Genomic DNA, 15,236 nt, shown 5'->3' with positions numbered 1-15,236 from the left:
CGCCTCGAGCAGCGCGGCGTCGCCGCGGGCGACCACGTCGTCGACGATGGCGCGGGTGGCGCGCTCGACATCGGCCGAGACCTCGCGCTTGGCCGCCAGGAAATCGCGGAAACGCTGGTCGAAATCGGCGCTCTGTCGGTCCAGGCGAACGGGCATGGCGGCTTTCTAACGGGGATTCGGGATCGGGTCCCCTGCTCAATGGCGCGGCGGATTATGGCCGTCAACCCTTGGCCAACATGCAAACCCACCGTCGTCCCGGCGAAGGCCGGGACCCATTACCACCGAAGCGGGCCGTTGGGGCGGGATGAGGCCGCAGGGTCAGGCGGCAACTGGCATTTGGGGTTATGGGTCCCGGCCTTCGCCGGGACGACGTAAATCATGGCGCCGCGCCCAGCTCATCCGTGCCCAGATCGGTCAATTCGCACTCCAGGCACTCGACATCCAGCCGCAACGCCGCCCCATCGCCGAACATCAGCAGCGCACAGCCGCCGGGCGGGTCGGAGGCGTGGAATTCGATCCCGAGCAGCTCCAGGCTGGCCTCCGGGGCGTTCAGGTCGATATTGCGCGACTTGCAGGCCAAGACCCGGTCGAAGCGCAGCGCGGCGATCAGCCGGCGCGAGCAGGTGCCGCCGGACAGGGTGGGCTCCCAGTCCAGCCGGTTCATGCCGATCACGAGGCGCTTCTCCTGCTGGCGCCAGACGATGTCGCTGGCCTGGACGCGGGCGTCCTGGACATGGGCGGAAATGACCGCAAGGTCATCGGCGTCGAGGGCGATCAGCTTCAGAGGAGCAGGCACGGACATGGCGGTACGTATAACGCCTGACGGCGCCGGAAGGTGCACGCTGCCGGGCGAAAACCCTCGCGGGAACCGGCGCCGTTACAGCCGATTGATTGTCGCGGCGCCGGCGTGATTGCCTCATCCCCTGATGAACGCCAAGAGATCCGCGTTGATCGTCTCCGCTTCCGTGGTCGGCATGCCGTGCGGGAAGCCCTTGTAGGTCTTCAGCGTGCCGTTCTTCAACAGCTTGGCCGAGAGCGGGGCGGAATCGGCGTAGGGCACGATCTGGTCGTCGTCGCCGTGCATCACCAAGACCGGGACGGTGATCTTCTTCAGATCCTCGGTGAAGTCGGTCTGCGAGAAGGCGACGATGCCGTCGTAATGCGCTTTCGCGCCGCCCATCATGCCCTGGCGCCACCAGTTCTGGATCACCGCCTCCGACGGCTTGGCGCCGGGCCGGTTGTAGCCGTAGAACGGCCCTGCCGGGAGATCGCGGTAGAACTGCGAGCGGTTGGCGGCGAGTTGGGCCTGCAATCCGTCGAACACCGATTTCGGCAGGCCGCCGGGATTATTCGGCGTTTGCACCATCAACGGCGGCACCGCGGAGAGGATCGCCGCCTTGGCGACGCGGCTCTCGCCGTGGCGCGCGATGTAATGCACGACCTCGCCGCCGCCGGTGGAATGACCGACATGAACCGCATCCTTCAGATCGAGATGCGCGGTGACGGCCGCGAGGTCGTCGGCATAGTGGTCCATGTCGTGACCGTCGGCGACCTGGGCGGAGCGGCCGTGGCCGCGGCGATCATGGGCGACGACGCGAAAGCCGCGGTTCACGAAGAACAGCATCTGCGCATCCCAATCGTCCGACGACAGCGGCCAGCCGTGGCTGAACACGATCGGCTGGCCCGAGCCCCAATCCTTGTAGAAGATCTCGACGCCGTCTTTGGTGGTGATGGTGGGCATGCTTTGCTCCTGTTGTTGCGTTACGCCGTGCATCGAACGCGGAATGGCAAGACCTATCAGGCGAATCGCACCGGCCTGAACCGGCGCCAGATACCGACGGTCACCACGACGAAGAACACCAGCACGAGGCCCTGCACGGCGGCGAACACCGGCCCGGACGGCGGGTTGGGCGCCACGGCCGGCGCCAGCGCCTGCAGCGCGGGCACTTTGAGGAAGCTCTGGATCACCAGCACGAAGACGTTGAGATAGAGCGAGACCATCGCGGTGACGATGTAGACCGGGCGCCAGATGCCACCAAGCCGCATCACATAGAGCGCAATGCAGGCGATCGCGAGCAGCACCAGCGAGAGGCCGCCGATGATGTGCGAGGGCAGCAGCTTTTCGGTCACCAGCGGCGGGATGATGAATCCGGTGGCGCTGGTCAGGATCGTGAGCAGCAGGAAGGCCGCGGTCAGCCCCGGCATCGACCGCGAACCGAGCAGGGCGAACATCACGATCAGGCCGGCGACGATAGCGATCAGGCTGATGATCACGTGGACAAGCACCAAGATCGACATGACGCGAACTCCCCGTTGAGAACCCTTGCATGACGTTACGATGCGTATGGCGAAATAGCTACATGCTTCGATGGCAGGACGGCCGACATGTCATGAATAATTTGCCGCAGCCGGTTTGCCGCGCGGATTCGCATGGACGTCACACGTGCCGGCCATGCGCCCGGTGAGAACTTGAATCAATCATAGCGCGGGATCGGCCCGTATGCGGCGTCTTGCGCTTCGACAGATGGAACAGTACGTCATCCTGAGAGGATGTGAAGCTTTGTCCTTGTCCACCGCTGTCGTCGCCCCGCTCGACGGGCGACCCAGTACGCCGCGGCCTGTCGGCTCAATAACGACTGTCTCTGGAATACTGGATCGCCCGGTCCATGTGCGCAATTGCGCACAGGCCGGGCGATGACAGTGGGGTAAGACAAGCTTTACGCCCCGTCCGGATGAGGGGGAGAAAATGATCCCTACAACGACGGACTGCCCGCATCCGCGAGATAGCCATGCAGCGCGGCGACCACCTGGGCGCCCTCGCCGATCGCGCCGCCGACGCGCTTGACCGAGCCGGAGCGGACGTCGCCGACGGCGAATACGCCCGGCACCGTGGTCTCGAGCAGCGCCACGGGGCGCGCGGAATCGCCGCTCTGCTTGCCGGTGAGCACGAAGCCGCCGCGGTCGAGTTGCACGCCGCAGCCGTCGAGCCACGAGGTGGCCGGATCGGCGCCGACGAACAGAAAGAGATTGCGGATGTCGAAACTGAATTCATCGGGTGCGAGCCGGCTCTTCCAGCGCACGCGCTCCAGCGTCTCGCCGCCCTCGAGCCCGACCACCTCGGTGTTGAACATCAATTCGATGTTCGGCGTCGCCTCGATGCGCTCGATCAGATAGCGCGACATGCTGGCCCCGAGCCCGCCGCCGCGGATCATCATGATGACCTTGCGGGCATGCGCCGAGAGGAACACCGCCGCTTGCCCTGCGGAATTGCCGCCGCCGACCAGCACGACATCCTGCTGGGCGCAGAGCCGCGCCTCGATCGGCGAGGCCCAGTACCAGACGCCGCGGCCCTCAAAGTTTTCGAGATTGTCGATCACGGGACGGCGATAGCGCGCGCCGCTCGCGACCACCACCGATTTGGCGTGCAGCGTGTGCCCGCAATCGGTATCGAGGGCGAACGCGCCGGAGGACCTGGTGCAGTCGAGCGCCTTGATCGAGACAGGGATCAGCATCTCGGCGCCGAATTTCTGCGCCTGGTTGAACGCGCGCCCGGCCAGCGCCTGGCCGGTGATGCCGGTCGGGAAGCCGAGATAGTTCTCGATCCGCATGCTGGCGCCGGCCTGGCCGCCATAGGCACGGGAATCGAACACCGCGACCGACAGCCCTTCGGATGCCGCGTAAACCGCGGTGGCGAGGCCGGCCGGGCCGCTGCCGACGACGGCGACGTCGTAGAGCCGCTCATGCTTCTTGCCGCCGATCATGCCGAGCGCCATCGCCAGCGCCGTCTCCGACGGATTGCGCAGCACCGTGCCGTTCGGACAGACCACCAGCGGCAGCTCGGCCCGCGTCGGCGAATAGCGCGCGACGAGGTCGGCGGCATCCTTGTCGGTCTCAGGATCGAGCACATGATGCGGCTGGCCGTTGCGCGACAGGAAATTCTGCAGCCGCGCCATGTTGCCGGCCGAGGCGGCGCCGATCAGCACCGGGCCGCCGGCGCCTTCCTGGATCAGGCTGACCCGGCGCAGGATCAATGCCCGCATGATGCGCTCGCCGAGATCGGCCTCGGCGACCAGGAGCGCGCGCAGCCGCTCGGGCGGCAGCAGCAGCGTCTCGACCTCGCCATGGCCGTCGACCAGCGCGGGGCGGCCCGAGAGCTGGCCGATCTCGGCAAGGAACTGGCCCGGCCCCTGGTCGATGATCGGCGTGACGCGACCCAAGCCGTCGCGCTGAGTGATCGAGACGTGGCCCGACAACACCACGAACATGCCGGGTCCGGGCTTGCCGGTTTCGAACAGCGCTTCGCCGTCCTTGTATGACCGCGGCTCGCCGAAGCGGCGCATGCGCTCGATCTCGGGCGCCGTCAGGGTAGGAAAGGTCTGCTCGTGGCGCGGGAATGCGTAAGCGGTCGCATCGAGCCGGTTGATTGTCGTCGTGTCGTCCATAGCCATTGTCGGCGTCCCACTTGTCAGGCAGTCATCGCGCTTCAGCGGTCTGTTTGCGGATGATCGTTGCAGAAAACCGCTTCGCACTTTTCCGGATCATGCGCCGGCTCGTCTCCGCCCGATTCATCTGGCGGCGGTTCGCGCCGTTCGGAAGCCGCATCGTCGCGTCCGCGTGCCTGCGATTTCCGCCGCTTCAGGTTTTCACGCAAGGCCAGCTTCAGCCGGTCCTGCCGCGAATCCTTCACGCGAGATCCGGTCTGACCACCGCTTTTGCCTCGATCGCCTGTCATTGCCCGAACTCTCAACCACCGCCTTGCGCGGAGAGCAGCATAAGCAAAGGCTGATGCCGGCGCACCCTGCCCGGTCGACCAGTTGCGCTTCGGTGCATGATTCGGCGGCCAGATGATCGGCAGCTTCCCGGTGCAATCGGGAACCCGATCGGGCCGAAATCCGTCAGACCGGACGGAATCACTGGCGCAAGACGTGAATTTCTGCCGATTTCGCGGGCAGCGGGGGCGCTCTTTCGCTTGCGCGAAAGGATGGCCTGTGGCAAGAACCGGCCGCTTGGACGGGCCCTCGGGGCCGATTCAATTTTTCCCGGGCATGCTGCCGTAGCTCAGTGGTAGAGCACTCCATTGGTAATGGAGAGGTCGACAGTTCAATCCTGTCTGGCAGCACCAGGATCTTTCATCAGAGCAGAGTGTCACAGGCACATCTTCCGCCGCCGGTCGCCCCGGCTTCGGCAGATCAATGCGTGAGCAGCAGCGTCGCCCCGCACATCATCAGCACGACGTAGAATGTGAACACACTGCCGACCCATTTCCAATCGATCTGTCCGTTGTCGGGGCTGAGACTTTCAATGATGCCTTGCATGATCGTCTCCCTTCGGGGGTCGCAAGTCCTCCGTATAAACCCAGCCCGGCGCCCGCCACGTGACGCACTTCACATTTCCCCGCCCCGGAGCTGAACCCAAGTGACCGGTCCTGAACTCAGAAAACTGCGCAACGACCTCGGCGAAGCGATCGGCCGCCCTCTGACGCCGGCCGATATGGCCAGGCTGTGCGGATTGCCGCCCGCCGACGGTGCCGAGAAGATCCGGCGCTGGGAGGTCACGGGACCGACGGCCAAGGTCACCGAGCTCTTGCGGGTGTTGGCGATGGCGAGCGAGCGCTATCCGATCCTGGAGAAGTTCGACGTGTTCGACCGCCACGACGTCCCGGTGAAGGATCGCCCGGCACGGCGGCAGGCGTTTCGCGAGCAGATGCGCGAGGACGTGCGCCGGCGGCTTGGTTAAGCCGCGGTTGTCGCGTGCTGACGCGGCTTAAGCGTTCGTTAGGCACAACAAAACGTTTCAGCGCAAAACGGCGCCCTTGCGGCGGCCGAGGTCTCCGGGTGACAGCATTTTATTCAAATGCGGTCTAACTGCGCGGCACGGAAGGTCCATCGCGTTGGCCTTCAGACTTGTCCGGAGACTGACCAAAATGAAGAAGTTCCTGCTCGCAACCGTAGCCCTCGCAATGCTCGCAGCCTCCTTGGGCGCGACCGCCGAGGCCGCCGATCTCGGCGCCCGTCGCTATTACCAGCAGCCCGCGCCCGCTTACGCCGCCCCGCTCTACAACTGGACCGGCTTCTATCTCGGCGGCCATCTCGGCGGCGTGTTCGCCGGGAACAACACCTTCAACGGACTCGCGCTGTCGGATTCGAGCGCCCGCTTCATGGGCGGCGTGCAGGCCGGCTATGACTGGCAGTTGTCGCCGATGTGGGTGGTCGGCCTCGAAGGCCAGTATTCCTGGGTCGGCGGCCACCAGCTCAACGCCATCTTCCCCGGCGGCTATGTCTACAACAACAACCAGCGCGGCATCGCCTCGGTCACCGGCCGGGTCGGTTACACCTGGGGTCCCGGCCTGATCTATGTGAAGGGCGGCTACGCCTACTCCGACAACAACGAGAAGGTGACGCTCGGCGGCGTCGCTATCCCGTTTGCGCTGAGTGACAGCCACCAGAACGGCTGGACCGTCGGCGCCGGCGCCGAATACATGTTCGCCCCGAACTGGTCGGCGAAGGTCGAGTATCAGTATTACGACTTCGGCGACAGCCGCTTCACCGGTCCCGCCGCGCTGGTGCCGTTCGGCAGCTTCCACAATGACGAGCACACCGTAAAGGCCGGCATCAACTACCGCTTCAACTTCGCGAACCCGATGGCCGCGCGGTACTGAGATCGTCAGTCACAACCATGCGTGGAAGAGGCCGGCTCATGCCGGCCTTTTTTGCATCCGATCGTGCGCTTCAATTCCGCCCTGCAAAACAAAGGGGCACCACACTGGCGGCGCGCAAAAAATACGCAGATCGCCACAATTTTCCCGATTTTGTTAACCCGCGACACCGATACTCCCGCGCCGGGAAACATCCAGGGGTAGTGGGGCACGGGGCAATGGCGTTTCGGTTCAAGCTCGGCAAACTCGATTTCAAGCGCATCCGTCTTCCGCAGATGGGCGTCAGGGGCAGCCTGTTCGCGGCATTCGCGGTGATCGCCGGCATGGCGCTGGTGATCAGCGCCGGCGCCGGCTGGGTGCTGCACCAGCTCGGCGGCACCATGACCGGTCTCAGCGGCCGCGACATTCCGCGGCTGGCCGCGAGCCTACAGCTCTCCGCGCAGAGCGCCTCGCTGGCAGCGCAGGGACCTGGCCTGCTCGCCGTGCAGAGCGAGGACGCGCTCGCCGAGCGCACCAAGAAGGTGCAGGAGGTCGCGCAGCAAACCAGCGCCAAGCTCAACGAGATCATCCAGCTCGGCGCCGACAAATCCGTCGTCAGCGCGCTGCAGGAGAACGTCAAGAACACCGACGAGGCCACCAGGAGCCTGATCTCGGCGGCACGCGAGCGGCTCGAGATCAGCGCGTTGCGCGACCAGCAGTACAACACGCTGCGCAAGGCGCAGGCGGCCTTTGTTGCCGCCGCCAATCCGGCCATGCTCGACGCGCAGACCCGGCTCAACGCCATCCTCGGCGCGGCCGAGGTGTCCGCGGATGACGCCACCGAGGCGGCGCGAACGGTTGCCCAGATCAGCAACGTGCTCTCCGCCGGCAATCTGATGGCCGCCGACATGACCGCGGCGCTGTCGGCGACCTCGAGCGAGACGCTGGACGCGATCGAAACCGAATTCAAGGCCGGCCGTGAGCGCATCAAGTCCAACCTCGAGGACCTGCCGAAGAATCCGTCCATCGTCGCGGTGCGCGACACCGCAGCGAAGCTGCTGGCGCTCGGCGAAGGTAAGACCGGCGTGTTCAAGGTCCGCCAGAAGGAGCTCGACTCCATCGACTACGGCCAGACCATCCTCGAAGAGACCCGCAAGCTCAATGTCGGCCTCGGCATCAGCGTGCAGCAGCTGGTCGACGCCGTGCAGAAGGATACCGATACGTCGACCTCGCAGGCGCGCCAGCAGATCGCGTTCGCGACGCTGGTGATGATCGGGCTCGGCGCGCTGACGCTGGTCGGCTCGTTCCTGTTCGTCTGGCTCTATGTCGGGCGCAACATCCTGCGCCGCATCCGCGGTCTGCAGCGCTCGATGCAGTTGCTTTCCGACGGCGACCTCGACACCGAGATTCCGCACAGCCGCCAGCGCGACGAGATCGCCGCGATGGCCGACGCGCTGCAGGTGTTCCGGGAGAGCATGATCGAGGGCCGCGAGCTCACCGCTGCCCAGAACCAGGACCGCATCGCCAAGGCCGAGCGCGCCTCGCGCATGGAGACGCAGATCGCGGAATTCGAATCCGCCGTGCGTTCGGCGCTCGGCAGTTTGCAAACCTCGGCCAACTCGATGCAATCGACCGCGCAGAGCATGTCGGCGACCGCCGACCAGTCGAGCGCGCTGGTCAGCGCGGTCGCCTCGGCGGCCGAGGAGACCTCGGTCAATGTGCAGACCGTGTCGGCTGGCACCGAGGAGCTGTCGTCCTCGATCTCGGAGATCGGCCGCCAGGTGGTCACCTCGGCCGAGATCGCCCGCAAGGCGGTGGAAGAGGCCAAGGCGACCGACAGCACGATGCAGGGGCTGGCCGACAACGCCGCGAGGATCAGCGTCGTGGTCGACCTGATCCAGACCATCGCCTCCCAGACCAACTTGCTGGCGCTCAACGCTACCATCGAGGCGGCGCGCGCGGGCGAAGCCGGCCGCGGCTTTGCCGTGGTCGCCAGCGAGGTGAAGAATCTCGCCAGCCAGACCGCGAAGGCGACCGAGGAGATCCGCCAGCAGATCGTTAGCATGCAGGAGGTGACGACGACCGCGGTCTCCGCGATCCGCAACATCTCGAGCACGATCGGCGAGATCAACGACGTCACCACCGCGATCGCCGCCGCGGTCGAGGAGCAGGGCGCGGCAACCCGCGAGATCGCCCGCAACATCCAGCACGCCGCCGGCGGCACCAGCGAGGTGTCGAGCAACATTGTCGGCGTCAGCACCGCCTCGACGGAAGCCGGCGCCGCCGCGACCCAGGTGCTGAGCGCCTCCGACGCGCTGCGCCGCGAGGCCGACCTGCTGCGCTCGGAGATCGACGGATTCCTGTCGAATATCAGGGCCGCGTAAGCGACGCCGGTTCGCCTCCGACATCCCCTTGAAAAGGGGAGGTTGCTTTGCTCGTCAGAGCAAAGCGGGTGGGATCTGGTGTTTCTACCGACGCCGTCGCCTGTGGCAGACCCCATCCCGACCTTCCCCCATTCAGGGGGAAGGAGAAAGGTGCTGCGCTCTATCCGGGCTATGGGATTCGGCTACCACCCGCCATTCTCCGGACAGCCATCCTGATTTTCGGCTGGCGCGGCGGGCGATGTGCCGCTAAGCCGGTAGCATGCATTCGAAGACCGACAGCCTGGCCTCCTCAGCGGAGGCACTGAGATACCCTTGGGAGAACCATCCCGGTCCCGACCAGGTCCTGGAGGTCATGCCGGGCGTGCTATGGGCGCGGCTGAAACTGCCGTTCCGCCTCAACCATGTGAACGTCTATCTGCTCGCCGACGGCGACGGCTGGACCATGGTGGATTCCGGCTTCGGCAACGAGGAATCGATCGCGGCCTGGACCACCCTGTTCGAGGGGCCGCTGAAGCACGTCGAGATCACCCGCCTGATCGTGACCCATTCGCACCCCGATCATGTCGGCCTCGCGGGCTGGATCACCGAGCGGTTCGGCTGCCCGCTGTTCATGTCGCAGGTCGAGTACCTGCAGTCGGTCTATCACCAGAACCGCGGCACCGAGGAACGGCGCAACGCGCAGCGGCTGTTTTTCCGCCGCCACGGCATGGACGAGGACCTCACCGAAAAGCTGCTCGGCCGCGGCCAGGACTATCTGAAGCGGGTGTCGGTGCTGCCGCCGTCCTATCACCGCCTGACCCATGGCGACGAGGTCGTGATCGGCACGCGGCGCTTCAAGGTGATCACCGGCGGCGGCCACGCGCTCGACCAGGTGATGTTGTATTGCGCGGCCGACAAGCTGTTCCTATCAGCCGATCAGGTGCTGAGCAAGATCTCGCCCAATGTCAGCGTCTGGGCGGTCGAGCCCGAGCAGAACTCGCTCGGCGAATATCTGGCGTCGCTCGCGAGCCTGACCACCACGCTGCCTTACGACGTGATGGTGCTGCCCGGCCACGGCGTGCCGTTCTACGGGCTGAAGACCCGGATCAAGCAGCTCGCCGATCACCACGAGGAACGCTGCCGGCTGATCGCCGAGGCCTGCCGCGAGGTGCCGCAGACCTCCAAGCAATTGGTGCCTGTGGTGTTCCACAAGCACGTGCTGGACGAGCACCAGATGGGCTTCGCCGCCGGCGAGCTGGTCGCCCACGTCAACTACATGCTGGTCGAGGGCCGTTTGACGACCGAGACCAGCGACGGCGTTTTGCGGTTTCGCACGACCTGATCGCGCCAAGCCCATTTGACCGAAATCAAGCAAGAACTCCGCCGATAGGGCAATTTGCCCAGCTGCGGTGCATGCCCAGGTGTGAGCCAATGCATAGACATTAGAGCTAGAAAAGCTCTAAGTAAGACGTTCCGCGCCGGTCAGGTTCCGTTTTGTGGGTTCGACGATGGATTACAACCAGTTCTTCAATGCCGCGCTCAATCGCCTGCATGACGAGCGGCGTTACCGCGTGTTCGCCGATCTCGAGCGGATCGCCGGCCGCTTCCCGCACGCGACCTGGCACTCGCCGAAGGGCCAACGTAATGTCGTGATCTGGTGCTCCAACGACTATCTCGGCATGGGCCAGCATCCCAAGGTGGTCGGCGCCATGGTCGAGACCGCGACCCGGGTCGGCACCGGTGCCGGCGGCACCCGCAACATCGCCGGCACCCATCATCCGCTGGTGCAGCTCGAAGCCGAGCTCGCCGACCTCCACGGCAAGGAAGCCTCGCTGCTGTTCACGTCGGGCTATGTCTCGAACCAGACCGGCATCTCGACGCTCGCCAAGCTGATCCCGAACTGCCTGATCCTGTCGGATGCGCTGAACCACAATTCGATGATCGAGGGCGTGCGTCAGGCCGGCTGCGACCGCCAGATCTTCCGCCACAACGACGTCGCGCATCTCGAAGAGCTGCTGATCGCCGCCGGCCCCGACAGGCCGAAGCTGATCGTCTGCGAGAGCCTGTATTCGATGGATGGCGACGTCGCGCCGCTCGGCAAGATCTGCGATCTCGCCGAGAAATACGGCGCCATGACCTATGTCGACGAGGTTCATGCGGTCGGCATGTACGGCCCGCGCGGCGGCGGCATTGCCGAGCGCGACGGCGTGATGCACCGCATCGACATCCTCGAGGGCACACTTGCAAAAGCGTTCGGCTGCCTCGGCGGCTACATCGCCGGCAAGGCTGCGGTCATCGATGCCGTGCGCTCCTATGCGCCGGGCTTCATCTTCACCACCGCGCTGCCGCCGGCGATCTGCTCGGCCGCGACCGCCGCGATCCGGCACCTGAAGACCTCGAACTGGGAGCGCGAGCGCCACCAGGACCGCGCCGCCCGCACCAAGGCGATCCTGACCGCCGCCGGCCTACCCGTGATGTCGAGCGACACCCATATCGTGCCGCTGTTCGTCGGCGACCCCGAAAAGTGCAAGCGCGCTTCCGACCTGCTGCTGGAGGAGCACGGCATCTACATCCAGCCGATCAACTACCCGACCGTCGCCAAGGGCACCGAGCGGCTGCGCATCACCCCCTCGCCCTACCACGAGGACGGCCTGATCGACGCGCTGGCCGAGGCCCTGCTCCAGGTCTGGGGCCGGCTCGACCTGCCGCTGCACCGGAAGCCGCTGGCGGCCGAGTAACCCTATCCGCGTTCCACTTCCGAAATCGGGCCGGTCGTGCGATGCGCGGCCGGCCCGATGCGTTTATACTCCCCCATCCGGCCCTCTCCATGGCCGGGACGGGAGATGAGCAGCGATGCTGCACGACTGGGGCGTAATCGCCACGGCGTTCGCCTACATCGGATTGTTGTTCTTCGTGGCCAGCCGCGGCGACCGCATGCCGCCGGGCGAGCGCGGCCGTGCCAGCCAGTGGATCTATCCGCTGTCGCTGGCGATCTACTGCACCTCATGGACCTTCTTCGGCTCGGTCGGCTTCGCCACCCGCACCAGCATCGATTTCCTGGCGATCTATGTCGGCCCGATCGTGATGGTCGGGCTGTGCACGCCGCTGCTGCGCCGGGTGATCGCGCTCGCCAAGTCGCAGAACATCACCTCGATCGCCGACTTCATCGCCGCGCGCTACGGCAAGAGCCAGGCGGTCGCCGCGACGGTCGCGTGCATTGCGATCATCGGCTCGGTGCCCTACATCGCGCTGCAGCTCAAGGCGATGGCGTCCTCGCTGGAGACCATCCTGAGCGAGGACCAGGCCTTCTCCAAGATCCCGATCATCGGCGACATCGCGCTGATGGTGACGCTGGCGATGGCGGTGTTCGCGGTGCTGTTCGGCACCCGCCACACCGACGCGACCGAGCACCAGCACGGCCTGATCCTGGCGATCGCGGCCGAGTCCATCGTCAAGCTGGTCGCCTTCATCGCCGCCGGCGCCTTCGTCACCTTCTGGATGTTCTCCCCCGGCGAGCTCTACGAGCGCGCGCTGAAGACCCCGGAGGCGCTGCGCGCGATCGAATATGTGCCCTCGGTCGGCAACTTCCTGATCATGACGCTGTTGTCGTTCTGCGCGATCATGCTGCTGCCGCGCCAGTTCCACGTCAGCGTGGTGGAGAATTCGACCAGCGCCGACGTCAGCCGGGCGCGCTGGCTGTTCCCGCTCTACCTCGTCGTGATCAACCTGTTCGTGATTCCGATCGCGATCGCCGGCCTCGTCATCTTCCCGTTCGGCGCGGTCGATGCCGACATGTTCGTGCTGGCGCTGCCGATGGAAGGCAATTCGCAGCTGCTCAGCCTCGCCGTGTTCGTCGGCGGCCTGTCGGCCGGCACCGCGATGGTGATCGTCGAATGCGTCGCGCTGTCGATCATGGTCTCCAACGACATCGTGCTGCCGCTGGTGTTGCCGCGCAGCGACGATGCCCGCGCCGGCCAGAAGGACTTCGGCGACTTCCTGCTCAAGGCGCGCCGCTTCTCGATCTTCGCCATCATGGTGATGGCGTATTTCTACTATCGCGCCCTCGGCAACACCCAGCTGGTCTCGATCGGCCTGTTGTCCTTTGCGGCGATCGCGCAGCTGGCGCCGGCGTTCTTCGGCGGCCTGTTCTGGCGTCGGGCCACCGCGCGCGGCGCCATGGCGGGCATGCTGGTCGGCTTCGCGATGTGGCTTTACACGCTGTTCGTGCCGAGCTTCCTGGAGACCTCGACCGCGGGGCTGATGCTGTTGCAGCACGGGCCGTTCGGAATCGAGGCGCTGCGGCCGCAGGCGCTGTTCGGTGCCGATCTGCCGCCGCTGCTGCACGGCGTACTCTGGAGTCTGGCGCTCAACGTCCTCACCTATGTCGTGTTCTCGCTGGCGCACGCGCCGTCGTCGATCGAGCTGCTGCAGGCCGACGTCTTCGTGCCGAACGCGCTCGCCCCGATCGCACCCAGCTTCCGGCGCTGGCGCACCACCGTGACGGTGCAGGACATCCAGAGCACGGTGACGCAATATCTCGGCCCCGAGCGGACCCGCGAGGCCTTCGCCGCGTTCGCCGCCGACCGCAACGTCGCGCTTGATCCGTCGGCGCCGGCGGATTTCGAGCTGCTGCAGCACGCCGAGCGGCTGATCGCCTCCTCGATCGGCGCGGCATCCTCGCGCCTCGTGATGTCGCTGCTGCTGCAACGCCGCACCGTGTCGGCCAAGGCCGCGCTGAAGCTGCTCGACGATTCCCACGCCGCGCTGCATTTCAACCGCGAGATCCTGCAGACCGCGCTCAACCATGTGCGGCAGGGCATCGCGGTGTTCGACGCCGATTTGCAGCTGATCTGCTCCAACCGGCAGTTCGCCGAACTGCTGGCGCTGCCGCCACATCTGATGCAGCTCGGCATCCCCTTGCCCGAGATCCTCGAATTCATGGCCACGAGGCCGCCGAGGCGCTGGAGCGCGCCAATGCGACGCTGGAGAAGCGGGTGCGCGACCGCACCGAAGAGCTGACCCGGCTGAACTCCGAACTCGCACTCGCCAAGGGCATCGCGGAAGACGCCAACGCCTCCAAGACGCGCTTCCTCGCCGCCGCCAGCCACGACATCCTGCAGCCGCTCAACGCGGCACGGCTCTACGTCACGAGCCTGGTCGAGCGCCAGAACGGCGGCGAGGACTCCCGCCTGGTCGAGAACATCGACGACTCGCTCGAGGCGATCGAGGACATCCTGGGCGCGCTGCTCGATATCAGCAGACTCGATGCCGGCGCCATGACGCCATCGATCACGAGCTTCCGTATGGCCGATCTGATGCGTTCGCTGGAGATCGAGTTCGCGCCGATCGCGCGCGACAAGGGCCTCGACCTGCGCTTCGTACCGTGCTCGCTGCCGGTCGAGTCCGACCGTTCGCTGCTGCGCCGGCTGCTGCAGAACTTCATCTCCAACGCGATCAAATATACCCCGCGCGGCCGTGTGCTGGTCGGCTGCCGCCGCCGCGGCGAGCAGCTTCAGATCAGCATCTACGACACCGGCGTCGGCATCCCCGTGCAGAAGCGCGGCGAGATCTTCAAGGAGTTCCACCGCCTCGAGCAGGGCGCGCGGATCGCGCGCGGCCTCGGACTCGGCCTGTCGATCGTCGAACGCCTGGCGCGCGTGCTCAACCACCGCATCGCGATCTCGGCCAATGCGGGCGGCGGCTCGGCATTCTCGGTCACGGTGCCGATCGCAACCGCCGTCAACCACACCGCGGCTGTCACCAGCGCCACCCCGCTGTCGAAGACGCCGATGAGCGGCGCGCTGATCGTCTGCATCGAGAACGATCCTGCCATCCTCGACGGCATGAAGACGCTGCTGACGGCGTGGGACGCCGAGGTCATCGCGGTGCTCGATGCGGAAGGCGCAATGAGCGCGATCGAGGCGGCTGGCGGCCGCGTCACCGGCGTCTTGGTCGACTACCATCTCGATCGCGGCAACGGCGTCGCGGCGATCCGCGAGATCCGCCGCCGCTTCGGCGACGGCATCCCGGCGATCCTGATCACCGCCGACCGCAGTCCCGCAGTGCGCGTCGCCGCCCGCGAGGAAAACATCGCGGTGCTGAACAAGCCGGTGAAGCCAGCCTCGCTGCGCGCTTTGCTCGGGCAGTGGCGGACGCAGCAGATGGTGGCAGCGGAGTGAAGTTCCGCACTCGCCGTCATTCCTGGGCGCGCCGCTTGGCGCGAGCCCGGAATCCATTTC

General features: G+C 66.0%; 11 protein-coding genes, 1 tRNA gene and 2 pseudogenes. 7 read left to right on the top strand and 7 right to left on the bottom strand.

Going from position 1 to position 15,236, the window contains the following annotated elements:
- From J6500_RS29840 to J6500_RS29815, 6 genes and pseudogenes are all read right to left on the bottom strand, one after another.
- Positions 1 to 156, bottom strand: a pseudogene (locus J6500_RS29840) (histidinol dehydrogenase); the annotation flags it as partial.
- A 220-nt stretch (positions 157 to 376) separates the two neighbouring features.
- Positions 377 to 802 carry a DUF2948 family protein gene (locus J6500_RS29835; protein ID WP_249781722.1) on the bottom strand — a complete coding sequence of 142 codons (426 nt, stop codon included), beginning with the start codon at positions 800 to 802 and terminating at the stop codon, positions 377 to 379.
- Positions 803 to 916: 114 nt separating this feature from the next.
- Positions 917 to 1,741 carry an alpha/beta fold hydrolase gene (locus J6500_RS29830; RefSeq protein WP_225716280.1) on the bottom strand — a complete coding sequence of 275 codons (825 nt, stop codon included), beginning with the start codon at positions 1,739 to 1,741 and terminating at the stop codon, positions 917 to 919.
- A gap of 56 nt (positions 1,742 to 1,797) precedes the next feature.
- Positions 1,798 to 2,298: a hypothetical protein gene (locus J6500_RS29825; protein WP_225716279.1), complete on the bottom strand. Its 501-nt coding sequence runs from the start codon at positions 2,296 to 2,298 to the stop codon at positions 1,798 to 1,800.
- Positions 2,299 to 2,753: 455 nt separating this feature from the next.
- A complete protein-coding gene (locus J6500_RS29820) occupies positions 2,754 to 4,448 on the bottom strand; it encodes an FAD-dependent oxidoreductase (protein ID WP_225716278.1) in 1,695 nt (564 codons plus the stop codon).
- Between the two features lie 35 nt (positions 4,449 to 4,483).
- Positions 4,484 to 4,732 carry a hypothetical protein gene (locus tag J6500_RS29815; RefSeq protein WP_225716277.1) on the bottom strand — a complete coding sequence of 83 codons (249 nt, stop codon included), beginning with the start codon at positions 4,730 to 4,732 and terminating at the stop codon, positions 4,484 to 4,486.
- Positions 4,733 to 5,047: 315 nt separating this feature from the next.
- Between J6500_RS29815 and J6500_RS29810 the strand changes: the two genes are divergently transcribed.
- A tRNA-Thr gene (locus tag J6500_RS29810) sits at positions 5,048 to 5,122 on the top strand.
- Positions 5,123 to 5,189: 67 nt separating this feature from the next.
- On the opposite strand, the gene J6500_RS32040 is transcribed toward J6500_RS29810, so the two are convergent.
- Positions 5,190 to 5,315: a hypothetical protein gene (locus tag J6500_RS32040; protein ID WP_283842965.1), complete on the bottom strand. Its 126-nt coding sequence runs from the start codon at positions 5,313 to 5,315 to the stop codon at positions 5,190 to 5,192.
- A 100-nt stretch (positions 5,316 to 5,415) separates the two neighbouring features.
- Here J6500_RS32040 and J6500_RS29805 point away from each other — a divergent pair, with 100 nt between their 5' ends.
- The 6 genes and pseudogenes from J6500_RS29805 to J6500_RS29780 all read left to right on the top strand — a co-directional run bounded on the left by J6500_RS29805 (position 5,416) and on the right by J6500_RS29780 (position 15,176).
- On the top strand, positions 5,416 to 5,736 hold the full coding sequence (locus J6500_RS29805) for a hypothetical protein (protein ID WP_225716276.1): 321 nt from the start codon (positions 5,416 to 5,418) through the stop codon (positions 5,734 to 5,736).
- Positions 5,737 to 5,923: 187 nt separating this feature from the next.
- Positions 5,924 to 6,658, top strand: coding sequence for an outer membrane protein (locus J6500_RS29800; protein WP_225716275.1), 735 nt, complete (start codon positions 5,924 to 5,926; stop codon positions 6,656 to 6,658).
- Between the two features lie 215 nt (positions 6,659 to 6,873).
- Positions 6,874 to 9,018, top strand: coding sequence for a methyl-accepting chemotaxis protein (locus J6500_RS29795; protein WP_225716274.1), 2,145 nt, complete (start codon positions 6,874 to 6,876; stop codon positions 9,016 to 9,018).
- Between the two features lie 259 nt (positions 9,019 to 9,277).
- Positions 9,278 to 10,339, top strand: coding sequence for an MBL fold metallo-hydrolase (locus J6500_RS29790; RefSeq protein ID WP_225716273.1), 1,062 nt, complete (start codon positions 9,278 to 9,280; stop codon positions 10,337 to 10,339).
- Positions 10,340 to 10,505: 166 nt separating this feature from the next.
- The gene (gene hemA / locus J6500_RS29785; protein ID WP_225716272.1) at positions 10,506 to 11,735 is read left to right on the top strand and encodes a 5-aminolevulinate synthase; all 1,230 of its coding nucleotides are present in this window, start codon (positions 10,506 to 10,508) and stop codon (positions 11,733 to 11,735) included.
- Positions 11,736 to 11,850: 115 nt separating this feature from the next.
- Positions 11,851 to 15,176: pseudogene (locus tag J6500_RS29780) on the top strand (hybrid sensor histidine kinase/response regulator).
- Positions 15,177 to 15,236 lie beyond the last annotated feature (60 nt).

The sequence above is a fragment of the Bradyrhizobium semiaridum genome, assembly GCF_020329505.1.
Taxonomy (GTDB): Bacteria; Pseudomonadota; Alphaproteobacteria; order Rhizobiales; family Xanthobacteraceae; genus Bradyrhizobium; species Bradyrhizobium semiaridum.
Note: the sequence above shows the minus strand (reverse complement) of the source record. Positions and strands in the feature narration are given on the sequence as shown.

What these genes read in the sequence shown, in the direction of transcription:
- J6500_RS29835 (WP_249781722.1), bottom strand. Translation starts at nt 802, where the DNA reads ATGTCCGTGCCTGCTCCTCTGAAGCTGATCGCCCTCGACGCCGATGAC.
- J6500_RS29815 (WP_225716277.1), bottom strand. Translation starts at nt 4,732, where the DNA reads ATGACAGGCGATCGAGGCAAAAGCGGTGGTCAGACCGGATCTCGCGTG.
- J6500_RS32040 (WP_283842965.1), bottom strand. Translation starts at nt 5,315, where the DNA reads ATGCAAGGCATCATTGAAAGTCTCAGCCCCGACAACGGACAGATCGAT.
- J6500_RS29800 (WP_225716275.1), top strand. Translation starts at nt 5,924, where the DNA reads ATGAAGAAGTTCCTGCTCGCAACCGTAGCCCTCGCAATGCTCGCAGCC.
- J6500_RS29820 (WP_225716278.1), bottom strand. Translation starts at nt 4,448, where the DNA reads ATGGCTATGGACGACACGACGACAATCAACCGGCTCGATGCGACCGCT.
- hemA (WP_225716272.1), top strand. Translation starts at nt 10,506, where the DNA reads ATGGATTACAACCAGTTCTTCAATGCCGCGCTCAATCGCCTGCATGAC.
- J6500_RS29795 (WP_225716274.1), top strand. Translation starts at nt 6,874, where the DNA reads ATGGCGTTTCGGTTCAAGCTCGGCAAACTCGATTTCAAGCGCATCCGT.
- J6500_RS29830 (WP_225716280.1), bottom strand. Translation starts at nt 1,741, where the DNA reads ATGCCCACCATCACCACCAAAGACGGCGTCGAGATCTTCTACAAGGAT.
- J6500_RS29790 (WP_225716273.1), top strand. Translation starts at nt 9,278, where the DNA reads ATGCATTCGAAGACCGACAGCCTGGCCTCCTCAGCGGAGGCACTGAGA.
- J6500_RS29825 (WP_225716279.1), bottom strand. Translation starts at nt 2,298, where the DNA reads ATGTCGATCTTGGTGCTTGTCCACGTGATCATCAGCCTGATCGCTATC.